The following is a 24,967-nucleotide window of genomic DNA, read 5'->3' on the forward strand; positions in this document are numbered from 1 at the left end:
CAAACCCGTGCGGTACACGGGCTGAAGTGGCACGTCACTTGCCAAGTCGGGCGGCGGGCCCGACTGGTTGCGTCCCCTGGCCGAGGGTGGCACACATCACAGCGACCGCCATCCCGCCGAGCAGGAAGGCGTACGAGCCGAGTCCCGCGCCGAAGAGGAAGTCTCCCTCGGGCCGGCTGGCCGTGAGCAGCATGACGGAGACGAGCCAGCCCGCCGCCGGTGCCACCGCCCCCGCCCTGGTGCCGATGGCCCGCACCCCGCCGTGGAAGAGCCCGGCGGCCCCGAGGAGCGCGAGCAGCAACCCGCCCGGGAACCAGCCCCCTTGGATCAGCGCACCGGCGGTGCCGACGACCGCGCCGAGCACGAAGAGGCCTCCGTAGGCGGCGATACGGCCGAAATTCAGCGGCTGGGCGAGGGCGCTGCCGCCGGGCGGGGCGGCGGCGGACGACGAACCGGAACCCGGCGCCGACGTGGCACGCGAACGAGTACTCACAGCGCCGTCACCCCTGCCCCTTCGAGTCCCGCGAACAGATCCGTCTCACGCTCGCCGTCCACCGCACCGGTTTCTCCTCGCACCAACTCGTAGTACTCCACTTCGAAGATCGGCTGCGCGAGCCCGTTCGACAGGACGAAGAGCGGGCCCTGCACCTCGATCTGCGTGGCGTGCGCGCGCATCGCTGCCGCCTTCGCCTGCGCGAAGGCGGTCCCGTCGATCTCCGCCGTGATCCGTTCGTCGTCCGTCACACCGGGGACGTCCGCGACCACGCCGGGGGTGGTGAACGGGGAGTGCCGCAGAGCACCCTCCATCCACCGGAACCGCTCTTCGACGACGGTACGCGGCGCGCGGTTCCAGTAGATCTTGTGGATGGTGTGCGGTTCGCCGAGATCGGCGCGGAAGGCGCCCTCGGCGGCGAGGTCCGCGGCGCGCATCGCGACCCGGTGGGCCTGGATGTGGTCGGGGTGGCCGTATCCGCCGTCCGGGTCGTACGTCACGAGGACCTGGGGCCGCACCTCGCGGATCACCTCGACGAGGTGCGCGGCGGCTTCGTCGAGATCGGCGGACCAGAAGGCGCCCGCGCGGTGGTTCTGCTCGATGCCCATCATCCCGGAGTCGCGGTAGCGGCCGGTGCCGCCGAGGAAGCGGTGGTCGGTGACCCCCAGCTCCTTCATCGCGGCAGCCAGCTCGCCGATGCGCTGCGGCCCGAGCGCGTCCTCGCGGTCGGGTGCGAGATGGGCGAGGTCGGGCGGGATGACCTCGCCCTCCTCGCCCAGCGTGCAGGTCACCAGCGTGACGTGGACGCCGTCGGCCACGTACTTGGCCATCGTCGCGCCATTGTTGATCGACTCGTCGTCGGGGTGCGCGTGCACGAGCAGTAGACGCCGGGCGGGCAGTTCCGTCATGGGACCACCCTACGAGCACCCCGCGCGACGATCGGAATGTGATGCGAAGGGATCAGAACTTGATGTCGCCGATCATCCCCGCCACGTTCGTCGTCAGCTCGTTGATCGTCGGGGCGATGGAGGAACTCGCCAGATAGAAGCCGAGCAAGACACAGACGATCATGTGGCCCGCTTTCAACCCTGACTTCTTGACCAGCAAGAAGACAATGATCGCCAGCAGCACCACCGCCGAAATCGAGAGTGCCACGGCGGCTCACCTCCAAGTCCCAGACCCTGCACCAGTGCGGACGCCAGCAGGTACATACCCACTAAGCGCTACGGATCATAACTATCCGTGGGTCCGCATGACTCGGAGCACGGCAGCACAAGGGGGCGCATGCCCTCTAGGCTCGGACGATGACCACCGAGACGCCCGCATCCGCCGGGCCCGCCGAGAGTCACACGCAGCGGCTCTCCTTCCCCCGTCTGCACGCCCGCACGCAACGCTTCACTCTCGGTGCGCCCCGCGCGTTCACGGTGGCGCCGGACGGGTCCCGGGTCACCTTCCTGCGCTCGTCGTCGGGCACCGACCGGGCGAACCAACTCTGGGTCCTGGACCTGGCGGACGGCGCTGCCGAGCGGGTCGCGGCCGACCCCCAGGCCCTGTTGAAGGGCGCGGTCGAGCAGCTCTCCGCCGAGGAGCGGGCCCGCCGTGAGCGCAGCCGTGAGGGCGGCGCGGGCATCGTGGGCTACGCGACGGACGCGGCGGTGGAGCTCGCCGCCTTCACGCTCTCCGGGCGGCTCTTCGCGGCGGAACTGCGCGTGGGCACGGCGCGCGAACTGCCCGCCCCCGCACCGGTGATCGACCCGCGCCCCTCGCCGGACGGCCGCCACATCGCGTACGTCGCCGGGGGCGCCCTGCGGGTGACGGGCGCCGACGGGGAGGGCGACCGGGCACTGGTGGCGCCGGAGCCGGACTCCGTGGAGAACGAGACCGTGACGTACGGCCTCGCGGAGTTCATCGCGGCCGAGGAGATGCAGCGTTCGCGGGGCTTCTGGTGGTCGCCGGAATCGGACCGGCTCCTGGTCGCACGCGCCGACGACGCCCCGGTGAGGCGCTGGTGGATCGCCGATCCCGCGCACCCGGAGACGGAGCCCGCGCGGGTCGCGTACCCGGCGGCAGGCACGGCCAACGCGGACGTGCGCCTCTTCGTCGTCGAGCTGGACGGCACGCGCACCGAGGTGATGTGGGACCGCGCCCGCTACCCGTATCTGGCGCGGGTGCACTGGTCGTCGGCCGGGGCACCGCTGCTCCTCGTCCAGTCCAGGGACCAGCTCAGCCAGCTCTATCTGGCCGTGGACCCGGACGACGGGTCGACCCGCATGGTGCACGCGGAGGAAGACCCGCAGTGGCTGGAGCTCTTCCCCGGCGCCCCGTCGTGGTCCCCCAGCGGGCGCCTCGTGCGGATCGTGGACGAGGGCGGCGCGCGGGTCCTCGCGGTGGGCGAACGCCCGCTGACGGGGCCGCAGCTGCACGTCCGCGCGGTGCTCGACGTGGCGGACGAGGACGTGCTGATCTCGGCGTCGGCGGGCGCGGCCGCCGCGTCCCCGGAGACCGGCGAGGTGCACGTCTACCGGGTCAACGAACTGGGCGTCGAGCGCGTCTCCGCCGAACCCGGGGTGCACTCGGCGGTGCGCGCGGGCGGCCTCACGGTGCTCGTGTCGGCCACCCTCGACCAGCCGGGCTCCCGCGTCCAGGTACTGCGCGACGGCAAGCAGGTGGCGACCGTCGCCTCATACGCGCGGCGTCCGGGGCTCACCCCGCGCGTGACTCTTACCGAAGGGGGCGCACGCAAGATCCCGTGCGCCGTCCTGCTCCCCACGGACTACGAGGAGGGTTCGGGCCCCCTGCCCGTGCTCCTCGATCCGTACGGCGGCCCGCACGGCCAGCGGGTGCTCGCCGCCCACAACCCGTACCTCACGTCCCAGTGGTTCGCCGACCAGGGCTTCGCGGTGGTCGTCGCGGACGGCCGGGGCACCCCGGGCCGCTCCCCCGCCTGGGAGAAGGAGATCCGGCGGGACTTCACGCTCACCCTGGACGACCAGGTGGACGCGCTGCGGGGGCTGGCCGCCGACCACCCCCTCGACCTGGACCGGGTCGCCATCCGGGGCTGGTCCTACGGCGGTTACCTCGCGGGGCTCGCGGTCCTGCGCCGCCCCGACGTCTTCCACGCGGGGGTGGCGGGGGCGCCGGTGACGGACTGGCAGCTGTACGACACGCACTACACGGAGCGGTATCTGGGCAACCCCTCGGAGGACCCGGCGCCGTACGCCCTGAGCTCGCTGGTCACCGACGAGGGTCTGGTGGCGCCGGAGGAGCCGCACCGGCCGCTGATGATCGTGCACGGCCTCGCGGACGACAACGTGGTGGTGGCGCACGCGTTGCGGCTGTCGTCGGCGCTGCTTGCCGCGGGGCGCCCGCACGAGGTCCTGCCGCTCTCCGGGGTCACGCACATGACCCCGCAGGAACAGGTCGCGGAGAATCTGCTGCTGCTTCAGGTGGACTTCCTGAAGCGCTCGCTGGGCCTTCCCCGGGCCTAGGGACGGCGATCGGCCGGGGCGACATGGCACACCCCGGCCGATCCACGGCACCCGCACGGCCGTACGTTCTTCAGCCTGCCGCGTGCGTATATCGCCGGCGCGACGGTGCGGTTGCTCGCGTGTAAAGCGCCAACGGGCTTCTTTCCCCAACCCCGCCCCTTCCCGAAAACCCGCTCGGCGCGGGGGCCTTGGCTGCCGTCATCACCGGCTCCGCCGAGTTCGTCCTCAATCGCCGGACGGGCTGAAATATTCAGCCCGTCCGGCGATTGAGGACAGCGCCCGCCCTACGGCACCACCTGCTTCTCCTCCGCGAAGTGGCACGCCGAGTCGTGGGCCGCGGGGCCCGTGACGCCTCGGAATTCCGCCGGGACGGCCAGTGCCGGCACCTCAAGCGCGCACCGCTCCTGCGCCTTCCAGCACCGGGTGCGGAAGCGGCAGCCCGAGGGCGGATTGGCGGGCGAGGGCACGTCGCCGCTCAGGATGATCCGCTCCCGGTGGTCCCGCGCCTCGGGGTCGGGCACCGGCACCGCCGAGAGCAGCGCCTGCGTGTACGGATGCGTCGGGTGCTCGTAGATCTCCGCGTCGGAGCCGATCTCGACGATCCGTCCCAGGTACATCACGCCGACCCGGTCGGAGATGTGCCGCACGATCGAGAGGTCGTGCGCGATGAACACGTACGACAGGTCGAACTCGTTCTGCAGCTTGTCCAGGAGGTTCACCACCTGCGCCTGCACCGAGACGTCGAGCGCGGAGACCGGCTCGTCGGCCACGATGATCTCGGGGCGCAGGGCCAGGCCGCGCGCGATCCCGATGCGCTGTCGCTGGCCGCCGGAGAACTGGTGCGGATAGCGGTTGATGTACTCGGGGTTCAGCCCGACCACGTCGAGGAGTTCCCGCACCCTCTGCCGCCGCGAGCCCTTCGGCGCGACCTCCGGATGGATCTCGTACGGCTCCCCGATGATGTCGCCGACCGTCATCCGGGGATTCAGCGAGGTGTAGGGGTCCTGGAAGACCATCTGGATGTTGCGGCGCACGGCCTTCAGCGCGCGCCCGGACAGCTTGCTGATGTCCTCGCCCTTGTAGCGGATCTCGCCCGCCGTCGGCCGCTCCAGATTGACCAGCATCTTCGCGACGGTCGACTTGCCGCAGCCCGACTCCCCCACGATGCCGAGCGTCTCGCCCCGGCCGAGGTCGAAGTCGACGCCGTCGACGGCCTTGACCGCGCCGATCTGCTTGCGGATGACGATGCCCTGGGTGAGCGGGTAGTGCTTGACCAGACCCCGCACCTGGAGGATCGGCTCACGGCCCGACGCCGAGCCGAGCGCGGCGAACTCGTGCTCCGCCCGCGCCTTGTCCATCAGCTGCCGCGCGGTCTCGCCCTCCTCCTCCAGCTGCTTCTTGCTGATGTGCTCACCGTGCGGCATCGAGCGTCTCCTTCCAGAAGTGGCAGGCGCTCCGGCGGTCGGCGGCCAGGCCCTCGTACGCCACGTCGTAGAGCGGCGGCTCGTCGGTCCTGCAGACGTCCTGTGCCATCGGGCAGCGGGGGTTGAAGGCGCAGCCCGGCGGGATGTTCATGAGGTTGGGCGGCAGGCCCTTGATCGCGTAGAGCTCCTGGCCCTTCTGGTCGAGCCGGGGGATCGACTCGAGCAGACCGCGCGTGTACGGGTGCGCGGGCGCCCGGTAGATCTCGTGCACAGGGGCCTTCTCGACGATGCGGCCCGCGTACATGACGGCGATGTTGTCGGCGACGTCCGCCACGACGCCCAGGTCGTGCGTGATGAGGATCAGGCCCATGTGCAGCTCGCGCTGGAGCTCGGCGAGGAGGTCCATCACCTGGGCCTGGACGGTCACGTCCAGGGCGGTGGTCGGTTCGTCGGCGATGATCAGCGAGGGTTCGAGGGCCATCGCCATGGCGATCATGATGCGCTGGCGCATGCCGCCGCTGAACTGGTGCGGGTACTGCCCGACCCGTTCCTTCGCGGCCGGGATGCGTACGCGGTCCATCAGCTCGACGGCCTTGGCCTTGGCGTCCTTGCGGGACATCCCCTGGTGGACGACGTACATCTCGCCGAGCTGCTGGCCGACGCTGACCACGGGGTTCAGCGACGACAGGGCGTCCTGGAAGATCATCGCCATGCCGGCGCCGCGCGTCTTGCGCCGCTCCTCCGCCTTGAGCTTGAGGAGGTCCTGGCCCTTGAAGAGGATCTCGCCGCCGGTGATCTTGCCTGGCGGCATGTCGAGGATGCCCATGATGGCCTGCGCGGTCACGGACTTGCCGGACCCGGACTCACCGAGCACGGCGAGCGTCTCGCCCTCGGCGACGCTGTAGTCGACGCCGTTGACGGCCTTGGCGACACCGTCCCTGGTCCGGAACTCCACGTGCAGGTCGCGCACTTCGAGCAGCTTGGACGCCCCAGGGGTGGGCGCCGCTGATGCCTCGGATGCCACGGTTGCCATGGGCGCCTACCTCAGCTTCGGGTCGAGGGCGTCGCGCACCGCGTCGCCGAGCATGATGAACGCGAGCACGGTGATCGCAAGGGCTCCGGCGGGCCAGAGCAGCATGTGCGGGGCGTTGCGGATGTACTGGGAGGCGGCCGAGATGTCGATGCCCCAGCTCACGGTCGGCGGCTTCAGACCCACGCCGAGGTAGGAGAGGGTCGCCTCCAGGGCGATGTACGTGCCGAGCGCGATGGTGGCGACCACGATGACCGGCGCGATCGCGTTCGGCGCGATGTGCCGGAGGAGCATCCGCGAGTTGGAGGCGCCGAGCGCGCGCGCCGCCTGGACGTAGTCGTTCTGCTTGGCGGTGATGACGGACCCGCGGGCGATGCGCGAGAGCTGCGGCCAGCCGAGCAGGACCATGAAGCCGATCACCGGCCAGACGGTGTTGCTGGTGACGACCGACAGGAGCACCAGGCCGCCGAGCACGACGGGGATGGCGAAGAAGACGTCGGTGATCCGGGAGAGGATCGCGTCCCAGAACCCGCCGAAGAACCCCGCGAGCCCGCCCAGCACGCTGCCCAGGATCGCGACACCGAGCGTGGCGCAGACGCCGACGGTGACCGAGGCACGGGCCCCGTACACGGTCCGCGTGTAGACGTCGCAGCCCTGCCCGTCGAAGCCGAAGGGGTGGCCGGAGGCGGAGCTCTTCTGGGCGTCGGCGAGGTTGCAGTCGAGCGGATTGCCGGAGGCGATCGCGGACGGCCAGAGCGAGATGAAGACGAGGAAGAGAATGATGAGGCCCGAGATGATGAAGATCGGGTTCCGTCGCAGCTCGTGCCAGGCGTCCGACCACAGGCTGCGGGCCGGTGCCGAAGGACCGGTGCCTTCGGGGCCGCCGGGGACCTTGTCCAGCGTCGACCCCTCGGTCGCCGCGAGGTCCATCGCGCCACCCGCACCGGTCGGGGCGATGGCACCGTCTGGCTCTCGGGGGTCAGGCATAACGGATCCTCGGGTCGAGTACGGCGTACAGGAGGTCGACGATCAGGTTGGCCACCAGGAAGACCAGGACGAGTACGGTCACGAAGCCCACGACGGTCTGGGTGCTCTGGCGGAGGATCCCCTGATAGAGCTGGAAGCCGACGCCGTGGATGTTGAAGATCCGCTCGGTGACGATCGCGCCGCCCATCAGGGCGCCGATGTCCGTGCCGATGAAGGTGACCACCGGGATGAGTGAATTCCGCAGCAGGTGCCGGGTGATGACGCGGCGTCTCGGGAGCCCCTTGGCGATGGCCGTGCGGACATAGTCCGCCCGGCGGTTCTCGGCGATGGAGGTCCGGGTGAGCCGGGTGACGTACGCCAGGGACACCGAGGCGAGCACGAGCCCCGGCACGATGAGTTCGTTGACGGGCGCCTCCGAGGAGACGGAGGGTTTGATCACGCCCCATTCGACGCCGAGAAGCAGCTGGAGCAGCAGGCCGGTGACGAAGGTGGGGATCGCGATGACGACGAGTGTCAGGAGCAGGACGACGGTGTCGATGGGGCGCCCGCGCCGCAGCCCGGTGACGACGCCCAGCGAGATGCCGATGACGATCTCGAAGACGATCGCGACGAGCGTCAGGCGGATCGTGAGCGGGAAGGCCGTCGACATCAGCTCGGTGACCTTCTGGCCGTTGAAGGCGGTCCCGAAGTCACCGGTGAAGACATTGCCCATATAGGTCGCGTACTGCTGCCACACCGGCTTATCGAGGCCGAACTCCTTCTTCAGCTGAGCGGCCGTCGCGGGGTCGCACTTTCGGTCCCCGCACAGTCCCGCGACGGGGTCGCCCATCACGTTCACCATCAGGAAGATCAGCAGCGTGGCGCCGAAGAAGACCGGGATCATCTGCAGCAGACGCCGGATCACATAACGTCCCATGAGGGGCTCCGGAAGTAACGGGAGCGGTCATCCGGCGCGCATCACCGCGCCGGATGACCGCTCCCTGGCCTCAGCTGACCTTGATCTCGTTGTAGACCGGGACGCTGAACTGGTTCAGTGCCACGTCGGAGACCTTGTCCGAGTAGCCGGCGCTGCCGTTCTGGTACCAGAGCGGAATGACCGCCATCTGATCGGCGAGCACCTTTTCGGCGTCCTGGAACGTGGAGACGGCCTTTCCGGTGTCGGTCTCCGCGTTGGCCTTGTCGACGAGCTTGTCGAATTCCTTGTTCGACCACTTGCCGTCGTTGGACGGTGCGTCCGTGTAGTACAGCGGCTGCAGGAAGTTCTGGATCAGCGGGTAGTCCATCTGCCAGCCCGCGCGCCAGGCGCCGTCCAGCTTCTGCTGGGAGGCCTTGCTGCGGAAGTCGGCGAAGGTGCCGACCGGGCTTCCGACGCAGGACTTGTCGTTTCCGAGAGCCTTGTTGATGGAGTTGCAGACGGCGTCGACCCATTCCTTGTGCGAGCCGGTGTCCGCGTTGTACGTGATCTTCAGCGTGCCGCCGGGAATTCCGCCGCCGTCGGCGATCAGCTTCTTCGCCTTGTCCGCGTCGTACTTGCAGGGGTCGCCGCAGAGCCCGGACTTGTAGCCGCCGGCCTCGCCGAGGACCGGAGACGTCCAGTCGGTGGCCGGGGTGCGGGTCTTCTGGAAGATCGTCTCGGTGATCTGGTCGCGGTTGATCGCCATGGAAAGGCCCTGGCGGACCTTCTCCATTCCCGCCTTCGACCACTTGCTGTCGTAGAAGGGGAAGGCAAGGGTCTGGATGATGCCCGCCGGGGTGTTGATGTAGCGGTCACCCAGGTCACTCTTGGCGTTCTTGAGCTGCGACGCCGGAACGTCGTCGACGAGGTCGAGGTTCCCCGCCATCAGGTCCGTATAGGCGGTGTTGTTGTCGGTGTAGACCTTGAGGTCCACACCGCCGTTCTTCGCCTTGTCCTCGCCGCTGTAGTCGTCCCACTTCCGCAGGGACATCTTGGAGCCCTTGTCGTACGAGTCCACGGTGTACGGGCCGTTTCCGACCGGCTTGGCGAGCCAGGCGTCGTGGTCGTCGTAGAACGTCTTGGGCAGCGGCGCGAAGGCCGGATAGCCGAGGGTCTTGGGCCAGGTGGAGAACTTCTGCGTGAGCTTGACGGTGAAGGTCTTGTCGTCGACGACCTTCAGTCCGGAGAGCTTGTCGGCGCTCGCGTCACCCTTCTCCGGGTGGACCTTGTCGTAGCCCTCGATGTAACCGAAGAAGTAGGCGTTCTTCTGGTTGTTCTTCAAGTGCGCGCCGTAATTCCAGGCATCGACGAAGGACTTCGCGGTGACCTTCTCGCCGTTGCTGAACTTCCAGCCGTCCTTGAGCTTTACGATGAAGTTCTGCGAGTCCTTGGTGTCGATCTTGTCGGCGACCATGTTCTTGGCCTCGCCGGACTTCGGGTCGTACCGCACGAGCCCCCGGAAGATCATGTCGAGCACCTTGCCGCCCTGCACCTCATTGGTATTGGCGGGCTCCAGCGGGTTCTGCGGATCGCCCCAGGAGGACCCCACGATCCCGGAGCCGTCGCCGCCACCGCCGCCGCTGTCCCCGCCTCCGCCGCAGGCGGTCGCCGCGAGAGCGACGGTCACCGCACATGCGGCCCACTTGGCGTGCGTGGCTCCACGCATGGAGTTCCTCCTCTTAACGATCACGCGTCACGTAGGCCCAATATCGACCCACATCCGACATGTCGCACCTCGGAGTCACCCTTTCGAGAGGCACATTGCGGCACTCGCGTGACACACGGGGCGGCGCCGGGGGCCGTCCGGTCGTGAGGGACCCGCGCCGTCAGTCGGTCGCCAGGCGTGCGTGCAGCTCGACGTCGTGACGCACGCCGTCGTACGCGAGCTTCTGCCGCTGGATCCCCTCCACCGCGAACCCGGCACCCCGGGCGACGCCGCACGACGCGGGATTGTTGACGCGATGCCCCAACTCGAGCCGGAACAGGCCCAGCTCGTCGAAGGCCCACCGGCTCAGCGCCCGGCAGCCGTACGTCGCCACGTTCCGCCCGCGGGCACCGGGCACCGTCCAGTACGAGACCCATCCGGTGGCGTGCGTGCGGTTCACCGCGCCCACCGCGACATTGCCGAGCGGGGCGCCTTCGCCGTCGACGACCGCGAAGGCGTACGCGGTACCGGCGGCCCACTCCCGCTGCCGGCGCGCGACCCAGCGGACGGCATCCTCCGCCGAGTCGACGGGCTGGTCGGCCTGCCGCGCCATCTCCCCCGCCCGCGGGGAGGCGAAGACGGCCACGACGGCACCGGCGTCACGCTCGGCCCAGGGCCGCAGGGCCAGGGTCCCGCCCGCCTCGACCGACTCACTGATCACCGGCTTCACCGCGCGCTCTCCTCCGCCTCCACTTCGACCACCGAGACCCACTTGCCCCACCGCTTCACGTCGACACGGAGCCACGAGGAGGACTTGGTCTCCCCGGACCAGTGCTCCACGCCCGTCCCATGGTCCCGCAGCCCGCACTCGGCCAACACACCCCGGAGGCGGGCCACTTCACCGCCCGCGGCGTTCTCACTGTCGTACTCGGTGACGCGCTGCCGGGCGGTGGCGCCCTTGTCGCTGTAGTAGCTCGTGGCGTACTGGACCTGATTCGGCACCTTCCGCAGGGCGTACGACCCCGGGCAGCTGTCCGGCTCTCCGACCGCGGGCAACGCCAGATCCGGCTCGTCCTGCTCCTCGTCGCCCTTCCAGTGCCACTTCCCGGCCTCCGGCATCTCCTCGGGGGGCAGCGCCCGCACCATGCCGCCCACCTTGAAGGGGTTGGCCGTCGGCGAGGCCGCGGGCCGCACCTCACGCCCCGCACCGCCTCCGGGCGCCCCCACCCACACGGCGCCCCCCGCCACCACCGCGGTGACGGCCACGCCCAGAGCGGCCCGCCGACGCAGCGTGCGCCGCCGCCCGCGTACCCGCACCTGGGCCGCCGTCGGCATCCGTACGGCGACCTCGTCCAGCAGTTCCTCGACCTCAGCCATGGTTGGCGGCCCCCTCAGCGGCGAAAGCGGTCGTGTCCGTCAGGCGCTCGCCCAGCACCTTGCGGGCCCGGCTGAGCCGGGTGCGTACAGCCCCGTTGGAAGCGCCCGTCTCCCGGGCCACCTGCTCCACCGGCAGGTCGAGCAGGTGATGCAGCACCACCGCCTGCCGCTGCTGCGGCGGCAGTTCACGCAGCGCGGCCAGCAGCGCCACCCGGTCCGCGGAAAGTTCCGGCACATCCGGTGCCGCGCCGTGCCTGAGCTGGGCCCGCAGCCGGTTCCTGGTCCGGCGCCAGGTGCTGATCGCGAGCCGCGAGGCGACCGTCCGCACCCACGGCAGCGGATCCCCGTCCCGCGTCAACCCCTCCCACCGGTGCCACGCCCGCACATACGCCTCCTGCACGGCGTCCTCCGCCTCGGCCAGATCGCCGGTCATCGCATAGACCGTCGCGACCAGCCTCTTGGCGGTGGCGGCGTAGAACGTATCGAACTCCTGAGCATGATCAGGATCCCGGTCAGACCCTCTCGCCCACTGCGTCATCGTCCCCCGTCCGTCGCTCGGTTCGGCGGCTCGCCCGTCCCGCTCGCCGCTTCTACCTTTCCCACGCTCGGGGTGCGGCCTACGTTACGGACGATTTTCCGGGCTATTCCCGCAGAGCCCCACCAAAGCCTCAACTCCCCCTCAAGTCACTAGCGGTACCAGAACTTCACCCCTTAGCTTGAATACGCACCGCTAGCCATGGGCAACACCGAGCAACAATAATGGGAGAGTAATGCGCGCACTGACCACCGCGTCCCTCATGAGTGCCATGGCACTGGCTGCCGGAACGCTGGCCATGGCCGGCCCTGCGTCCGCCGCCGAGAACCACGGGGACATCTCTGGTGGCGGCGTGTCCGCCCTTCAGGAGATTCCGAGCTCGACCACGAGCAAAGCCAAGGTCAAGGGCGGAACCCAGAAGGTCTATTCAGCCAATATCGGCTACAACAAGAACGCCTACTCCGAGTGCAAGCCGCATGCTTCCACCATGGAGAAGGTCGTCTGGAACCTGGGCAAGGTCACCCGCAAGTCAGCGCGAGTGAAGAGCATCAAGGTGCGCTACTACAACGAGCGCGAGCTGCACGTCGGTTCGGCCTACGTCTTCGATGGAAGCCACGACGAGAAGTGGCGGAAGTCCAACGGGTGGTACATCTCCAAGGGTTCCAAGTGGAGGACGTACAAGCTGAACAAGACGGTCAAGTTCTCCAAGAGCAAGCCGCTTCAGTTCATGCTGCACCTCCAGATCGCCGGCGCTAACGAGCCGATGTGGTGCCACCCCAGGTCGAAGCTCTACTTCAATCTCAAGCCCAACCGTTAGCCGGTCCGGGCAAGGGAATGCGTGCGCCCCGCCGAACTTGATGTTCGGCGGGGCGCACGCATTGTTGCCGGGCTCTACGCCGCGTGCACGACGTTCTTCTCCTCCGCGAAGTGACACGCCGACTCATGGGCCGCCGGGGTGTCCTGGCCCGCGAACCGCTGCGGGATCGCGAGCAGCGGGGTCTCCTCCGCGCACTTCGCCTCCGCCTTCCAGCAGCGGGTGCGGAAGCGGCAGCCCGAGGGCGGGTTCGCGGGGGACGGCACGTCACCGGTGAGGATGATGCGCTCGCGGCCCTCACGAGCCTCCGGGTCCGGCACCGGGACAGCGGACAGGAGCGCCTGCGTGTACGGGTGCGTCGGGTGCTCGTAGATCTGCTCGTCGGAGCCGATCTCCGCCATCTTGCCGAGGTACATCACGCCCACGCGGTCCGAGATGTGCCGGACGATCGACAGGTCGTGCGCGATGAAGAGGTAGGAGAGGTTGAACTCGTCCTGCAGCTTCTCCATCAGGTTGATGACCTGGGCCTGGACGGAGACGTCCAGGGCCGAGACCGGCTCGTCGCAGATGATGATCTCGGGGTTGAGGGCCAGACCGCGCGCGATGCCGATGCGCTGGCGCTGGCCGCCCGAGAACTGGTGCGGGTAGCGGTTGATGTACTCCGGGTTCAGGCCCACCACGTCCAGGAGGTCCTGGACCTTCTGGCGGCGCGAGCCCTTGGGAGCCACCTCGGGGTGGATCTCGAAGGGCTCCCCGATGATGTCGCCGACCGTCATACGCGGGTTGAGCGAGGTGTACGGGTCCTGGAACACCATCTGGATGTTGCGGCGGACCGCCTTCAGCGCGCGCCCGGACAGCTTGGTGATGTCCTGACCCTTGTAGAAGACCTCGCCCGCGGTGGCGCGCTCCAGGGTCATCAGGAGCTTGGCGACCGTGGACTTGCCACAGCCGGACTCGCCCACGATGCCGAGCGTCTCGCCCTGGTAGAGGTCGAACGAGATGCCGTCGACCGCCTTGACCGCACCGATCTGCTTCTTGATCAGGATGCCTTGGGTCAGCGGGAAGTGCTTCACCAAGTTGCGGACCTGGAGGATCGGCTCGCCGCGCTCCACCGGCGCCTCGATGGCCGCGACGGCCTCCTCGGCGGTGGCAGCGTCGACCGTTTCCACTTCGGAGACGTTCGGGGTGGCGTCGGCGGGCTCGTCCGTCTTCGAGAGCTTCGAAGCCTTCGTCGGCTCAGCCATGGATCGTCTCCTTCCAGAAGTGGCACGCGCTGCCGCGACCCGGCAGCTCCGCGCCGTCCTGCTCGCTCACCGGCACCAGGGCCGGGACGTCCGTACGGCAGATGTCCTGCGCCTTGGGGCAGCGCGGGTTGAAGGCACAACCGGACGGAATGTGGAGCAGGTTGGGCGGCAGGCCCTTGATCGCGTAGAGCTCCTGGCCCTTCTGGTCGAGACGGGGAATCGACTCGAGCAGGCCGCGCGTGTACGGGTGCGCGGGGCGCTTGTAGAGCTCGTGGACCGGGGCCGTCTCGACGATCCGGCCCGCGTACATGACCGCGATCTTGTCCGCGACATCAGCGACCACGCCGAGGTCGTGGGTGATCAGGATCAGGCCCATGTTGTACTCGCGCTGCAGGTCGGAGAGCAGGTCCATGACCTGTGCCTGGACCGTCACGTCGAGAGCCGTCGTCGGCTCGTCGGCGATGATCAGGTCCGGCTCAAGGGCGAGCGCCATCGCGATCATGATGCGCTGGCGCATACCGCCGGAGAACTGGTGCGGGTAGTCGTTCACCCGCTCCTTGGCGGCCGGGATCTTCACCCGCTCCATCAGCTCGATGGCCTTGGCCTTGGCCTGCTTACGGCTGACACCGTCGTGCACCCGGAACATCTCGCCGAGCTGATAGCCCACCGAGAGCACGGGGTTGAGCGACGACAGCGCGTCCTGGAAGATCATCGCGATCTTGCGACCACGGATCTTCCTGCGCTCCTCGTTGGACATCTTCAGCATGTCCTGGCCGCGGAAGAGGATCTCGCCCTGCGGGATCTTGCCGGGCGGCATGTCGAGGATGCCCATGATCGCCTGGGCGGTCACGGACTTGCCGGAGCCCGACTCACCGAGCACGGCGAGCGTCTCGCCCGCGTCCACGCTGTAGTTGACGCCGTTGACCGCCTTGACCACGCCTTCACGGGTGTGGAACTCGACGTGCAGGTCCTTGACGTCAAGCAGCCTGCCGCTCTTTTCCTCACCCGAGCGGGGGGCGGGAACCGAGTCTTCCTTGATGTCGATGCTGGTCATTTACGCCTCCCTCAGCGCAGCTTCGGGTCGAGGGCTTCGCGTACGGCGTCACCCATCATGATGAACGCCAGCACGGTCAGGCTGAGCATCCCAGCGGGGAAGAACAGCGTGTGCGGGTTGTTCCGGATGTCCTGTGTCGCGTCGGAGATGTCGCCGCCCCAGGAGATGGCGTCATCGGCAAGACCGAGACCCAGGTAGGACAGCGTCGACTCGGCGACGATGTACGTACCGAGCGAGATGGTCGCGACGACGATCACCGGAGCGATGGCGTTCGGCAGGATGTGGCGGAACATGATCCGCTTGGTCCCGGCGCCAAGTGCGCGTGCCGCCACCACGTAGTCCGCGTGCTTGGTGGTGATGACTGCGCCGCGCATCACGCGGGCGATCTGCGTCCAGCCGAGGAAGGCCAGAGCGCCTGTGACCACCCACACGGTGCGCTCGGTGAAGGCGTTCAGGACGACCATGGCGCCAAGCAGGAACGGGATCCCGAAGAACACGTCGGTCAGCCGGGAAATGAGGCTGTCCCAGAACCCGCCGAAGTAGCCGGCGAGCATGCCGCACAGGCCGCCGAAGAGAGTGACTAGCAGCGTCACGCTGATGCCAACCGTGATCGAGTTCCGCGCTCCGTAGAGAACGCGGGCATAGATGCTGCGGCCCGTCCTGTCGTATCCGAACCAATCCGGCTGGAAGAAGTGGCCCAGGTTCGGCTTGCCCAGGAAGTGGTTGACCTGGTCGCCGGACTCCGGGTTGGCGCTGGTGAACAGGCCGGGGAAGGCGGCCACCAGGAGCAGGACGAGGATCAGCACTGCGGATATGACGAAGAGCGGGTTGCGGCGCAGATCCCGCCAGGCGTCTCCCCACAGGCTGCGCGGCTTACCAGGCGCAGGCACGGCCGAGACGGCAGCTCCCGCCACCACTTCGTCCTGTGCCGCGGCCGTCTCGTCCGAAGTCGAGGTCTTGGTGAGGTCAGGCATAACGGATCCTCGGGTCCAGGACCGCGTAAAGCAGGTCGACGATCAGGCTGGCGACGAGGTATACGAGCACCAGAACGGTCACAATGCCGACGATGACCGCGCCCTCCCGGTGGGCCAGGCCCTGGAAGAGGAGGTTGCCGACGCCTGTCACATTGAAGATGCCCTCGGTGATGACCGCGCCGCTCATCAGGGCACCGATGTCGGTGCCGAGGTAAGTGACCACGGGAATCAGCGAGTTGCGGAGCAGGTGCCTGGTGATGATGCGCTTGCGCGGAAGGCCCTTGGCGACGGCCGTGCGCATGTAGTCCGCCGAGCGGTTCTCAGCCACGGACGTACGGGTGAGGCGCGCCACGTAGGCCAGGCCGACCATGCCCAGCACCAGTGCCGGCACCATCAACTGCCCCAGGTTCTCGGAGTCCTGGACCGTCGGTGTGATCCACTCCAGCTCATTGCCGAAATAGAGCTGGAAGAGACGGCCGATCACGAAGATGGGGACGGAAATGACGAGGAGCGTGAACAGCGTCACCCCGTTGTCCACGATGCGCCCGCGCCTGATGCCCGCGAGCACGCCCAGCGTGATGCCGACCACGAGTTCGAAGGACCAGGCCATGGCGGCCAGGCGAAGCGAGACCGGGAACGCCTGGGTGATCTCGTCGAGCACCGGCCTGTTTCCGGCGATCGTCTTGCCGAAGTCTCCCTGCAGGAGCCCCTTCATGTAATGCAGGTACTGCTCCCAGAGCGGCAGATCCAGACCTCGGTCGTGGCGAATCTGCGCCACCTGCGCCGGGTCCGGCGGCTTGTCGCCCCACAGCGCCCGTACGGGGTCGCCGGGGAGCACGTTGACCATGATGAAGATCAACAGGGTTGTCCCGATGAAGACCGGGATCATCTGGAGCAGTCGCCGCGCGACATATCGCCCCATTGGTGCCTCCGTCCAATCCGGAGCCGCCCGAAGCGACGCCCGGGATCGCCGGGCGTCGCTTCGGGAACTGGGCTCCGACGCCTACTTCTCGAAGACCTCGATGTCGGTGAGGACAGGGTCTCCGGCCTGGTCGAACTTGACGTTCTTCACGTTCTTGGAGGACGCGGAGAGCACCTTGTTGTACCAGAGGGGGATACCCGGGAAGGTCTCTGCCAGACGCGCTTCGGCCTTCTGGTAGAGCTCCGCGGACTCGTCGACGGTCTTGGCCGCATCGGCCTTCTTGGTCAGCTCGTCGAACTTCTTGTCCGAGAAACCGCCCTTGTTGCCGTCGACGCCCGTGCCGTAGAGGTCGGCGAGGAAGTTGCCGTTGAACGGGTAGTCGAGCACCCAGCCCGACCGGTACATCGCCTTGACCTGCTTCTTGTCCCGCACCTCGGTGTCGGCCTGGAAGTCGGTCTTCGGGTCGCCGACGCACTTCACGCCGGTCGACTTGGTGATGCTGTTGCACACCGCCGTGACCCAACCCTTGTGCGGCTGGTCGGCGTTGTACTGGATGGAGACCTTGTTCCCGGGAACGCCGCCGCCGTCCTTGACGAACTGCTTGGCCTTCTTCGGGTTGAACTTGCAGAACTCACCACAGGCGTCGGCCTTGTAGCCCTTGACGCCCTTGGCGACCCAGCCCGTGGCGGACTCACGCGTACCGGCGAAGGTGGTCTTCGCGATGGTGTCGCGGTCGATGGCCATCGAAAGACCCTGGATGACCTTGACGTCGACGTCCTTGAACGTCTTGCTGTAGAACGCCGGGTTGACCGTGTTGATCGCCGAGAAGTCCTGCTCGATGGCGCGGTCGCCGAAGTCCTGCTTGAAGTTGGCGAGCTCGCTGTCCGGGATCAGCGGCATCGTGTCGACGTTGTCCGAGCGCAGGTCGTCGTACGCGGCCTGCGGCGTCGTGTACGCCTTGAAGTTGATGCCGCCGTTCTTCGGCTTGGCGTCACCCTTGTAGCCGGACCACGCGGTCACCTGGACCGACTTCTTGTGGTCCCAGCTCTTGAACTTGTACGGGCCGTTGCCGACGGGCGCCTCGCCGTACTTCTTCGGGTCCTTCAGCGCTGCCGAAGGCATCGGGTAGAAGGGCGCATAGACGAGCTTGTACGCGTAGTACGGGATGCCCGTGTTCAGCGTGATGGTGAAGGTGTTGTCGTCGACGACCTTCAGGCCCTCCATCGACTTCGACTTGGCCTTCCCCTTCTCGGGGTGGACCTTGTCGTAGCCGGCGATGTCGCGGTACCAGCCACTGTTCTGCTGGCCGTTGGCCGGGTCGGCCGCCCAGTTCCAGGCGTCGACGTACGACTTGGCGGTGACAGCCTCACCGTTGTGGAACTTCCAGCCCGGCTTCAGCTTGACGGTCCACACCTTGTTCGCCTTGTCGGGGGTGACCGACTCGGCGTTCTCGTAGGTGATGTTGCCCTGCTTGTCGTAGTGGACCAGGCCCGTGAAGAGCGAGTCGATGACGACGCTGCCGTACGCCTCCATGGTGTTGGAAGGCTGCAGGGCGTTCTGCGGCTCACCATTGGCGTAGCTGACGATCCCCTTCGGGTCCACCTTGCCACTGCCGCTGCTGCTGTCGTCGCCGCCACCACAGGCCGTTGCCGTCAGCGCCACGACACCCGCTATCGCGACCCACTTGGCGCTCTTGGCACCACGCATGGGGTTCCTCCTCATGAGTCCACTTGTTCACTACAAGAGGGGGTACAAGAAACCGCGCCGACACCCCTGACGGCGCGTAGATCGAAGTACCCCAGTGTGCTCGTGAGTCGGCGCTCCCCACAGCGCGTGACCCATTGACCCGAGCTATACGCGGTCAACTATTAGCCATGAGGTACCGCCCGACCACACTCTTTTGGTCTCGGTTCAATCACACCTGGTGCGTACAACTTCCAAAATCCGGACAAACCGATCCGAGATAGATGGTTGCGAAACGGACGTGTTACACATCTAACGGTCAACGGTGTCCGCATTCCGGACAGATGGTCCAGGAAAACAGGTTGCGGCCGACCGAACCGGAGCCGACTCACGGCGTCTTCGGGGGCGGCTCTGTGGACGCGCGTAGATGCGCGGAGAGTCGCGACGGTGCGGAACCGCCGCCCCCGGAAGCCTGGGCCAGCGTAGTGCCGCTCAGGGCCGCGCAAGGGGGTAACCCCCGCAGACGCGCGAGAGGCCGGTTTCCGCCTCTCCCTGGGGAGAGGCGGAAACCGGCCTCAGATGCCGAATTCGCAGAGCGTCAGCGGCAGTTGTGCCGAGCCCGAGTTTTTAGCCGGGCTTTGCCCCGGCCTTAGCCGTGCTTGGCGCGCGAGGCGGTGCGGCCACGCTGCTTCTGGTCCAGGACGACCTTGCGGATACGCACGGTCTCCGGGGTCACCTCGATGCACTCGTCGTCGCGGCAGAACTCCAGGGACTGCTCAAGCGACAGCTTGCGGGCGGGCACGACGTTCTCGGTCGTGTCCGCGGAAGCCGCACGCATGTTGGTGAGCTTCTTCTCCTTGGTGATGTTCACGTCCATGTCGTCGGCGCGCGAGTTCTCGCCGACGATCATGCCCTCGTACACCTCGGTGCCGGCCTCGGTGAAGATGACACCGCGCTCCTGGAGGTTGACCATCGCGAACGGCGTGACCGAACCCGAACGGTCCGCGACGAGCGAGCCGTTGTGACGGGTGCGCAGGTCGCCGAACCACGGCTCGTGACCCTCGAAGATCGAGTGCGCGATGCCGGTGCCGCGGGTCTGGGTCAGGAACTCCGTACGGAAGCCGATGAGGCCACGCGACGGGACGATCCACTCCATGCGGATCCAGCCGGAGCCGTGGTTGGTCATCGTCTCCATGCGGCCCTTGCGGGTCGCCATCAGCTGCGTGATGGCGCCGAGGTGCTCCTCGGGCGAGTCGATGGTCATGCGCTCGATCGGCTCGTACGTCTTGCCGTCGATCTGCTTGGTGACGACCTCGGGCTTGCCGACGGTGAGCTCGAAGCCCTCGCGGCGCATCTGCTCGACCAGGATGGCGAGCGCGAGCTCACCACGGCCCTGGACCTCCCAGGCGTCGGGGCGCTCGGTGTCCAGGACACGGAGCGAGACGTTACCGATGAGCTCCTTGTCCAGACGGTCCTTCACCTGGCGGGCGGTGACCTTGTGGCCCTTGCCGCCCTTGCCGACGAGCGGCGAGGTGTTGGTGCCGATGGTCATGGAGATCGCGGGCTCGTCGACCGTGATGAGCGGCAGCGCGATCGGGTTCTCGGGGTCGGCGAGGGTCTCACCGATCATGATCTCCGGGATACCGGCGATGGCGCAGATGTCACCGGGGCCCGCCTTCTCGGCGGGCTTGCGCGTGAGCGCCTCGGTCATCATCAGCTCGGTGATGCGGACGTTGGACTGCGACCCGTCGCGCTTGATCCACGTGACGGTCTGGCCCTTGCGCAGCTCGCCCTGCTCGACACGGCAGAGGGCGATACGGCCGAGGAAGTTGTCGGCGTCCAGGTTCGTGACGTGCGCCTGGAGCGGGGCCTCCTCGTCGTACTCCGGAGCCGGGACGGTCTCCAGGATCGTGGAGAAGAACGGCTCCAGGTTCTCGCTGTCGGCCGGGACGGTGCCGTCCTCCGGCTTGGTCAGCGAGGCGACGCCGTCACGGGCGCAGGCGTAGACGATCGGGAACTCGATCTGGTCCTCGTCCGCGTCGAGGTCCAGGAAGAGGTCGTACGTCTCGTCGACGACCTCGGCGATGCGCGAGTCGGGACGGTCCGTCTTGTTGATGCACAGGATGACCGGCATCTTGGCCGCGAGGGCCTTGCGGAGCACGAAGCGGGTCTGGGGCAGCGGACCCTCGGAGGCGTCCACCAGGAGCACCACCGCGTCCACCATCGACAGGCCGCGCTCGACCTCACCACCGAAGTCGGCGTGGCCGGGGGTGTCGATGATGTTGATGGTGATGACGTCGCCGCCATCCTTGGGGTGGTACTTGACGGCCGTGTTCTTGGCCAGGATCGTGATGCCCTTCTCACGCTCCAGGTCGTTCGAGTCCATCATGCGGTCGTCGAGCGACTCGGCTGCGTGCGCGGCGAAGGAGCCGGCCTGCTTGAGCATGGCGTCGACCAGGGTGGTCTTGCCGTGGTCGACGTGGGCGACGATGGCAACATTACGAATGTCATGGCGCGTGGGCATACGAGCTGCGCTTCTCCCGGGAAGAGTGGATGGCCGCGCGTACGGTCCGGCACGCGTGCCCTGCCGGGCAGAACACGCCACGGCCTCACCCCAGTCTACGTCCCTTACGGGGAGGCGACCTCCGCGGGCCCCTCGCGGGGGCCCTGAGCTGGGGTTTTACCCCCAGAACTAGGCGCTCTCGGCGTGCGGCGCCGGCTCCACGCGCAGCTGGAGGTCCAGCGCGCGGGCCAGCCGGTCGAGCACCGGGATCGTGGGCACGGTGCCGCCCCCCTCGAACCGCGCCACGGCCGACTGCGTCATGTCCGCCCTGCGCCCGAGCTCGCTCTGCGAGAGCCCCAGCTCCTGCCGCCGCTCACGCACGGCTTCGGCAAGCACGAACCGGAGACGCGCGGCGGCGTACTCCTCCTCGATCTCGGGCGTGATCGCCCGAGCGGCACGCGCATCGGCAAGGCTGGCACGCCTGCCCTGAGTCACGATTCCTCCTCGGCCGCCTCCGCAGCAGAAGCCTTCCGGCTTCAGTTCGACGGCACCTCAGGTCATAGCACCAACGCTATAGCCCGTGGCGTACCCGTGGGGTGGATCGCTGTGTTGTCACTCGATCGTGGCGATGGGGCAGGGGTGGGTGTCCCGGGTCAATGGGCGGGAACGACCTTGCCCGCCGGAGGTGCCGGCGGGCAAGGGAGTTGAGCGGAATCTGAGCGTGACCTGCGGCGGAGCTACTTCGCCGCGGGCTTGCCCGAGGGCTTGGCGCCCGGCTTCAGGAAGCCCATGTCCTCGTAGTTCGGGACCTGGAATCCGAACGCACCCGCGTTCGCGAGGTTCGTGCGGGCCGCCATCAGCTGGGGGCGCTGATAGAGAGGAATCGATCCTGCCTCGGCCCAGATGCGGGCGTCGGCCTTCTTGACCAGAGCACGGCTCTCGTCCTCGTCGAGCTCCCCCATCGCCTGATCGAACAACTGATCGATGTGATCCGTACCGACCCGCGTGTAGTTCTGCTCGACGTTCAGCGAGCCGTCCGCGGCCGGCACCGGCTTGGCGAAGATCGGGCGCGCGTCCGTGGCCGGGAAGGCCGACGCGGGCCAGGAGTAGAGGGCGAGGTCGTACTGACCGGACGCGATGTGGTCCTTGAAGTAACTGTCGTCGGCGACCTTCGCCGTCTCCGTGCGGACCCCGATCTTCTCCAGCATCCGCGAGATCCGGTCGGCCACCGTCCGGAGCGATTCCGAACCGTCGCCGGACGGCAGGACGAAGCGCAGGGTGAGGGGCTTGCCGTCCTTGGCCATCGGGCCGCCCGCCGCCGGGGTGGCAGCCGGTGCCGCGGTGCCCTTGGGGGCGTACGCGCCGGGCGCACCACCCTTCGCCGCCTGCTTCTCCGAGTGCTTCTCGGAGTGCTTCTCCGCCTTTTCCGCCTTCTCGGCCTTTTCGGAGTGCTTCTTGGGGTCCTTCTTCTTTTCCTTGTCCGCCTCGCCCGGAGCCGTGAGGGACGCCGCCTGGCGGGTCAGCGCCGCCTGCTGGTAGGCCGCCGCGGGAGCGGGCGCGAGCACCGAGGTGCCGCTGTCTCCGGGCTTCTGGTCGTCCTCGCCGACGACGTACGAGCCGTCGTCGCCCGAGTCCTCCGAGGAGTCCTCCGCCGAGTCCGAGTCGGATTCCGCCTTCGCCTTCGCCTTCTTGGCGTCCGCCTCGCCCCCGGCGGTCTTCCCCTTCGGCTCCTTCACCGGACCGCCCGGCGTCCACCCCGCGTCGGCGAGCAGCGCCCGCGCCTCGGTGGTGTCCTGGTCCCCGAGGGCCCCGCTGTTGTCCGCGTACGCCTGCTGCCCGGCGAGGGCCAGGTGGCTGCCGACCGGCACGGCGGGCAGGCCGAGCGGCGAGAGGACCGCCTTGGCGAGCTCATCGCGGTCGAGGGCGCGGGCCACCGCGCGCCGTACCCGGTCGTCGGCGAGCGGGCCCTCGGTGCCGTTGAGGGCGAGCTGGGTGTAGGCCGGTTCGAGGGACTTGCGGACGGTGTAGCCCCGCAGGCCCGTCTGTTCGGTGGCGTACTTCTTGATCGCCTTGTTGGTCCGCTGGCGGGCCTGCTGCTCGGTGTCGGCCGCCTCCTCGTCGGAGCCGTGGGCCACCGCCCAGGAGCGCAGCGCCTTCGCGGGGGTCAGCTGCGACTCGGGGCCGTGGCTGAGGGGCCCCTGGGCGCCCTTGTCGCGCGCCGCGTTCGCGATGCGGCGGGCCTCGGGGGCCTCGATCTCGGCCAGATCGACCTTGCCCTCCGCCAGCGCGGCGGCCCGCTTCTCCCGCGGCACCTCGCGCAGGACCAGCTTGGAGAGCTTCGCGGGCCTGCCCCACCAGCGCGGGTTGCGGACCAGCGTGACCTCGTCCGCCTTGCTGTCGAAGTCCTGCACCGCGAACGGACCCGCGCTCACCTTGAGCTTGCGCCGCGCACCGTCGTTGAAGGTGTCAGGAGTGCCCATGACCTCCTTCGGATACAGCGGCGAGAAGAGCGAACGCCAGTCCGCGTAGGGCTTGTTGAAGGTGACCCGCACCTCCAGGTTGTTCTCGCCCTGCTCGATCTTCTCGATGCGGTCGTAGCCCGCGTTGCGTGCCGTCCAGTACGCGCTGTCCTTCCCGGACAGGGCGCGCTGCTGCGCGGCGAAGTCATCGGCGCCGATCTCCCGGCCGTCGCTCCACACCGCCTGCTGGTTGAGCTTGTAGAGCACGACCTGCTTGGGCTCGCTCTCCACGACCTTCGCGGACTCCAGGAAATCGGTGTTCTGCTGCGACCTGCCCTGCGCGTCGAGCCGGAACATCGACGGCAGAACGGCCCCCGCGATCCGCGACGTGCCCGCATCCGCGTCCGACTGGAAGGAGTTGAGGGTCTCCGGCAGCGCGTCGACGGCCCAGTTCATGGTCCCGCCGTCGGCGACGAGATCCCGGGCTGCGGGCGCGATGTCCTGGCCGGCGGTCGGGGCGCCTGCCTCGTCCTGGGAGCTGCAGGCGGCGAGGGCGGGCAGGGCTAGTACGCCCGTGGCGAGGAACACGGCAGATCTCAGTCTGGCGCGGTCTGGGGACATGACGGGTACCTCCGGGGCTCGCCCGGCCGCCCGCTACCAGGACCGGGCCGGGTTTGATCACGTTTGGCGGTATATGGAGCTGATCACATCTATCGATCCACTGAAGGGGACGGGCCCCGGCACGCGGGGGCGACACGGCGTGGGGGTGCCAGATCCCACTCGTGCGGCCCAACCACGCGTGATCGCGCGTGACCCAGCGTGACCGGATGTGGCCCGCAGCCCGTGGCGCGCACCCGACGCGCGGCCGGGGCGGGCGGCGTACACCCCGGCGCGGTTCACCGGCGCGTTCCGGCGGCGCGTTTCCATGCGTACGAGCCGGGAATCCCGGCAGATCCCTTCACAAGCCGGGATGTGACGCGCGACACTCGCAGGCGCATGAACGTTGCCGCCGCACCCCTGAAGTGAGGGCAAGTCATGGCTCTGCAGGATGATCTGACGGCTGTTCAGCGATGCGTCGACGATCTGGTCCGCACCGTCGGCAAGCTGGAGCAGCAGGTCGGCGAGGGTTCCCAGGGTGGTCTTGCCGGGATCGACGTGCGCCGCGTCCGCACGGACGCCGACCATCTGCGCGAGAGCGTCGCGCTGCTGCGCGCCGCGGCCCCCGGACTCGCCGGAGCCCCGGCGAACCGCCCCGACCTGGTCACCATCCCCGATACGCCGTACGACAGCTCCCTGTGGACGGACTCGGACGACGAGGGCCTGGGCGCGAGCGACCGGCGCGCTCCTTGAGGCGCCGCACCCCGCCCTGAGGGCCGCCAC

22 protein-coding genes are annotated in these 24,967 nt (G+C 68.3%); 3 read left to right on the plus strand and 19 right to left on the minus strand.

The features are described 5' to 3' along the window. Positions 1–34: 34 nt before the first annotated feature. The 3 genes from OG302_RS15810 to OG302_RS15820 form a co-directional block, all read right to left on the minus strand. Positions 35–403 (minus strand): DUF6113 family protein, encoded by a 369-nt coding sequence (locus OG302_RS15810; protein WP_371750132.1) that lies wholly within the window; start codon positions 401–403, stop codon positions 35–37. Between the two features lie 86 nt (positions 404–489). Then, entirely contained in the window at positions 490–1,401 is a 912-nt protein-coding gene (gene mshB, locus OG302_RS15815) for an N-acetyl-1-D-myo-inositol-2-amino-2-deoxy-alpha-D-glucopyranoside deacetylase (RefSeq protein ID WP_371527377.1), read from the minus strand. A gap of 52 nt (positions 1,402–1,453) precedes the next feature. Further along, positions 1,454–1,648 carry a hypothetical protein gene (locus tag OG302_RS15820; protein WP_344521425.1) on the minus strand — a complete coding sequence of 65 codons (195 nt, stop codon included), beginning with the start codon at positions 1,646–1,648 and terminating at the stop codon, positions 1,454–1,456. 149 nt (positions 1,649–1,797) lie between these two features. Between OG302_RS15820 and OG302_RS15825 the strand changes: the two genes are divergently transcribed. Then, positions 1,798–3,981 (plus strand): prolyl oligopeptidase family serine peptidase, encoded by a 2,184-nt coding sequence (locus OG302_RS15825; protein ID WP_371527378.1) that lies wholly within the window; start codon positions 1,798–1,800, stop codon positions 3,979–3,981. 284 nt (positions 3,982–4,265) lie between these two features. Here OG302_RS15825 and OG302_RS15830 read toward each other — a convergent pair whose 3' ends face one another. The 8 genes from OG302_RS15830 to OG302_RS15865 form a co-directional block, all read right to left on the minus strand. Further along, positions 4,266–5,339, minus strand: a complete 1,074-nt coding sequence (locus OG302_RS15830; RefSeq protein WP_371750133.1) for an ABC transporter ATP-binding protein — start codon at positions 5,337–5,339, stop codon at positions 4,266–4,268. Between the two features lie 52 nt (positions 5,340–5,391). Further along, on the minus strand, positions 5,392–6,438 hold the full coding sequence (locus OG302_RS15835; protein ID WP_371527379.1) for an ABC transporter ATP-binding protein: 1,047 nt from the start codon (positions 6,436–6,438) through the stop codon (positions 5,392–5,394). Positions 6,439–6,444: 6 nt separating this feature from the next. Continuing rightward, positions 6,445–7,422, minus strand: a complete 978-nt coding sequence (locus OG302_RS15840) for an ABC transporter permease (RefSeq protein ID WP_371527380.1) — start codon at positions 7,420–7,422, stop codon at positions 6,445–6,447. After that, on the minus strand, positions 7,415–8,338 hold the full coding sequence (locus OG302_RS15845) for an ABC transporter permease (protein ID WP_361833222.1): 924 nt from the start codon (positions 8,336–8,338) through the stop codon (positions 7,415–7,417). Before OG302_RS15845 ends, OG302_RS15840 begins: the two co-directional genes overlap by 8 nt. A gap of 70 nt (positions 8,339–8,408) precedes the next feature. After that, positions 8,409–10,043 (minus strand): ABC transporter substrate-binding protein, encoded by a 1,635-nt coding sequence (locus tag OG302_RS15850; RefSeq protein ID WP_371527381.1) that lies wholly within the window; start codon positions 10,041–10,043, stop codon positions 8,409–8,411. Positions 10,044–10,203: 160 nt separating this feature from the next. After that, a complete protein-coding gene (locus OG302_RS15855) occupies positions 10,204–10,743 on the minus strand; it encodes a GNAT family N-acetyltransferase (RefSeq protein ID WP_371750134.1) in 540 nt (179 codons plus the stop codon). A 5-nt stretch (positions 10,744–10,748) separates the two neighbouring features. Next, positions 10,749–11,399: a hypothetical protein gene (locus OG302_RS15860; protein ID WP_371527382.1), complete on the minus strand. Its 651-nt coding sequence runs from the start codon at positions 11,397–11,399 to the stop codon at positions 10,749–10,751. Next, entirely contained in the window at positions 11,392–11,937 is a 546-nt protein-coding gene (locus OG302_RS15865; protein ID WP_371527383.1) for a SigE family RNA polymerase sigma factor, read from the minus strand. The genes OG302_RS15860 and OG302_RS15865 overlap by 8 nt, the downstream gene beginning before the upstream one ends. 232 nt (positions 11,938–12,169) lie before the next feature. Here OG302_RS15865 and OG302_RS15870 point away from each other — a divergent pair, with 232 nt between their 5' ends. Next, positions 12,170–12,751, plus strand: a complete 582-nt coding sequence (locus tag OG302_RS15870) for a hypothetical protein (RefSeq protein WP_371527384.1) — start codon at positions 12,170–12,172, stop codon at positions 12,749–12,751. Between the two features lie 74 nt (positions 12,752–12,825). Here the strand turns inward: OG302_RS15870 and OG302_RS15875 are convergent, their stop codons facing one another. The 8 genes from OG302_RS15875 to OG302_RS15910 all read right to left on the minus strand — a co-directional run bounded on the left by OG302_RS15875 (position 12,826) and on the right by OG302_RS15910 (position 24,208). Continuing rightward, positions 12,826–13,992: an ABC transporter ATP-binding protein gene (locus tag OG302_RS15875; RefSeq protein ID WP_371527385.1), complete on the minus strand. Its 1,167-nt coding sequence runs from the start codon at positions 13,990–13,992 to the stop codon at positions 12,826–12,828. Next, the gene (locus OG302_RS15880; protein ID WP_371527386.1) at positions 13,985–15,046 is read right to left on the minus strand and encodes an ABC transporter ATP-binding protein; all 1,062 of its coding nucleotides are present in this window, start codon (positions 15,044–15,046) and stop codon (positions 13,985–13,987) included. Before OG302_RS15880 ends, OG302_RS15875 begins: the two co-directional genes overlap by 8 nt. 11 nt (positions 15,047–15,057) lie before the next feature. After that, positions 15,058–16,020: an ABC transporter permease gene (locus tag OG302_RS15885; RefSeq protein WP_371527387.1), complete on the minus strand. Its 963-nt coding sequence runs from the start codon at positions 16,018–16,020 to the stop codon at positions 15,058–15,060. Further along, complete coding sequence (locus OG302_RS15890) at positions 16,013–16,942, minus strand: ABC transporter permease (RefSeq protein WP_371527388.1); 930 nt, start codon at positions 16,940–16,942, stop codon at positions 16,013–16,015. Before OG302_RS15890 ends, OG302_RS15885 begins: the two co-directional genes overlap by 8 nt. Positions 16,943–17,023: 81 nt before the next feature. Beyond that, positions 17,024–18,649 (minus strand): ABC transporter substrate-binding protein, encoded by a 1,626-nt coding sequence (locus OG302_RS15895; RefSeq protein WP_371527389.1) that lies wholly within the window; start codon positions 18,647–18,649, stop codon positions 17,024–17,026. 625 nt (positions 18,650–19,274) lie between these two features. Beyond that, positions 19,275–21,149 carry a translational GTPase TypA gene (gene typA / locus OG302_RS15900; RefSeq protein ID WP_371527390.1) on the minus strand — a complete coding sequence of 625 codons (1,875 nt, stop codon included), beginning with the start codon at positions 21,147–21,149 and terminating at the stop codon, positions 19,275–19,277. Between the two features lie 168 nt (positions 21,150–21,317). Beyond that, on the minus strand, positions 21,318–21,623 hold the full coding sequence (locus OG302_RS15905) for a helix-turn-helix domain-containing protein (RefSeq protein WP_371527391.1): 306 nt from the start codon (positions 21,621–21,623) through the stop codon (positions 21,318–21,320). A 242-nt stretch (positions 21,624–21,865) separates the two neighbouring features. Further along, a complete protein-coding gene (locus OG302_RS15910; RefSeq protein WP_371527392.1) occupies positions 21,866–24,208 on the minus strand; it encodes an ABC transporter family substrate-binding protein in 2,343 nt (780 codons plus the stop codon). Between the two features lie 414 nt (positions 24,209–24,622). Between OG302_RS15910 and OG302_RS15915 the strand changes: the two genes are divergently transcribed. Next, positions 24,623–24,937, plus strand: coding sequence for a hypothetical protein (locus tag OG302_RS15915; RefSeq protein ID WP_371527393.1), 315 nt, complete (start codon positions 24,623–24,625; stop codon positions 24,935–24,937). Positions 24,938–24,967: the final 30 nt, after the last annotated feature.

This window comes from Streptomyces sp. NBC_01283 (assembly GCF_041435335.1).
In the GTDB taxonomy this organism is placed as follows: domain Bacteria; phylum Actinomycetota; class Actinomycetes; order Streptomycetales; family Streptomycetaceae; genus Streptomyces.

Bases quoted from the DNA above. Each gene is read 5' to 3' on its own strand.
- mshB (WP_371527377.1), bottom strand. From the start codon at position 1,401: ATGACGGAACTGCCCGCCCGGCGTCTACTGCTCGTGCACGCGCACCCC.
- OG302_RS15840 (WP_371527380.1), bottom strand. From the start codon at position 7,422: ATGCCTGACCCCCGAGAGCCAGACGGTGCCATCGCCCCGACCGGTGCG.
- OG302_RS15860 (WP_371527382.1), bottom strand. From the start codon at position 11,399: ATGGCTGAGGTCGAGGAACTGCTGGACGAGGTCGCCGTACGGATGCCG.
- OG302_RS15835 (WP_371527379.1), bottom strand. From the start codon at position 6,438: ATGGCAACCGTGGCATCCGAGGCATCAGCGGCGCCCACCCCTGGGGCG.
- OG302_RS15850 (WP_371527381.1), bottom strand. From the start codon at position 10,043: ATGCGTGGAGCCACGCACGCCAAGTGGGCCGCATGTGCGGTGACCGTC.
- OG302_RS15865 (WP_371527383.1), bottom strand. From the start codon at position 11,937: ATGACGCAGTGGGCGAGAGGGTCTGACCGGGATCCTGATCATGCTCAG.
- OG302_RS15910 (WP_371527392.1), bottom strand. From the start codon at position 24,208: ATGTCCCCAGACCGCGCCAGACTGAGATCTGCCGTGTTCCTCGCCACG.
- OG302_RS15870 (WP_371527384.1), top strand. From the start codon at position 12,170: ATGCGCGCACTGACCACCGCGTCCCTCATGAGTGCCATGGCACTGGCT.
- OG302_RS15895 (WP_371527389.1), bottom strand. From the start codon at position 18,649: ATGCGTGGTGCCAAGAGCGCCAAGTGGGTCGCGATAGCGGGTGTCGTG.
- OG302_RS15845 (WP_361833222.1), bottom strand. From the start codon at position 8,338: ATGGGACGTTATGTGATCCGGCGTCTGCTGCAGATGATCCCGGTCTTC.
- OG302_RS15885 (WP_371527387.1), bottom strand. From the start codon at position 16,020: ATGCCTGACCTCACCAAGACCTCGACTTCGGACGAGACGGCCGCGGCA.
- typA (WP_371527390.1), bottom strand. From the start codon at position 21,149: ATGCCCACGCGCCATGACATTCGTAATGTTGCCATCGTCGCCCACGTC.
- OG302_RS15880 (WP_371527386.1), bottom strand. From the start codon at position 15,046: ATGACCAGCATCGACATCAAGGAAGACTCGGTTCCCGCCCCCCGCTCG.
- OG302_RS15825 (WP_371527378.1), top strand. From the start codon at position 1,798: ATGACCACCGAGACGCCCGCATCCGCCGGGCCCGCCGAGAGTCACACG.
- OG302_RS15890 (WP_371527388.1), bottom strand. From the start codon at position 16,942: ATGGGGCGATATGTCGCGCGGCGACTGCTCCAGATGATCCCGGTCTTC.
- OG302_RS15915 (WP_371527393.1), top strand. From the start codon at position 24,623: ATGGCTCTGCAGGATGATCTGACGGCTGTTCAGCGATGCGTCGACGAT.
- OG302_RS15875 (WP_371527385.1), bottom strand. From the start codon at position 13,992: ATGGCTGAGCCGACGAAGGCTTCGAAGCTCTCGAAGACGGACGAGCCC.
- OG302_RS15830 (WP_371750133.1), bottom strand. From the start codon at position 5,339: ATGGACAAGGCGCGGGCGGAGCACGAGTTCGCCGCGCTCGGCTCGGCG.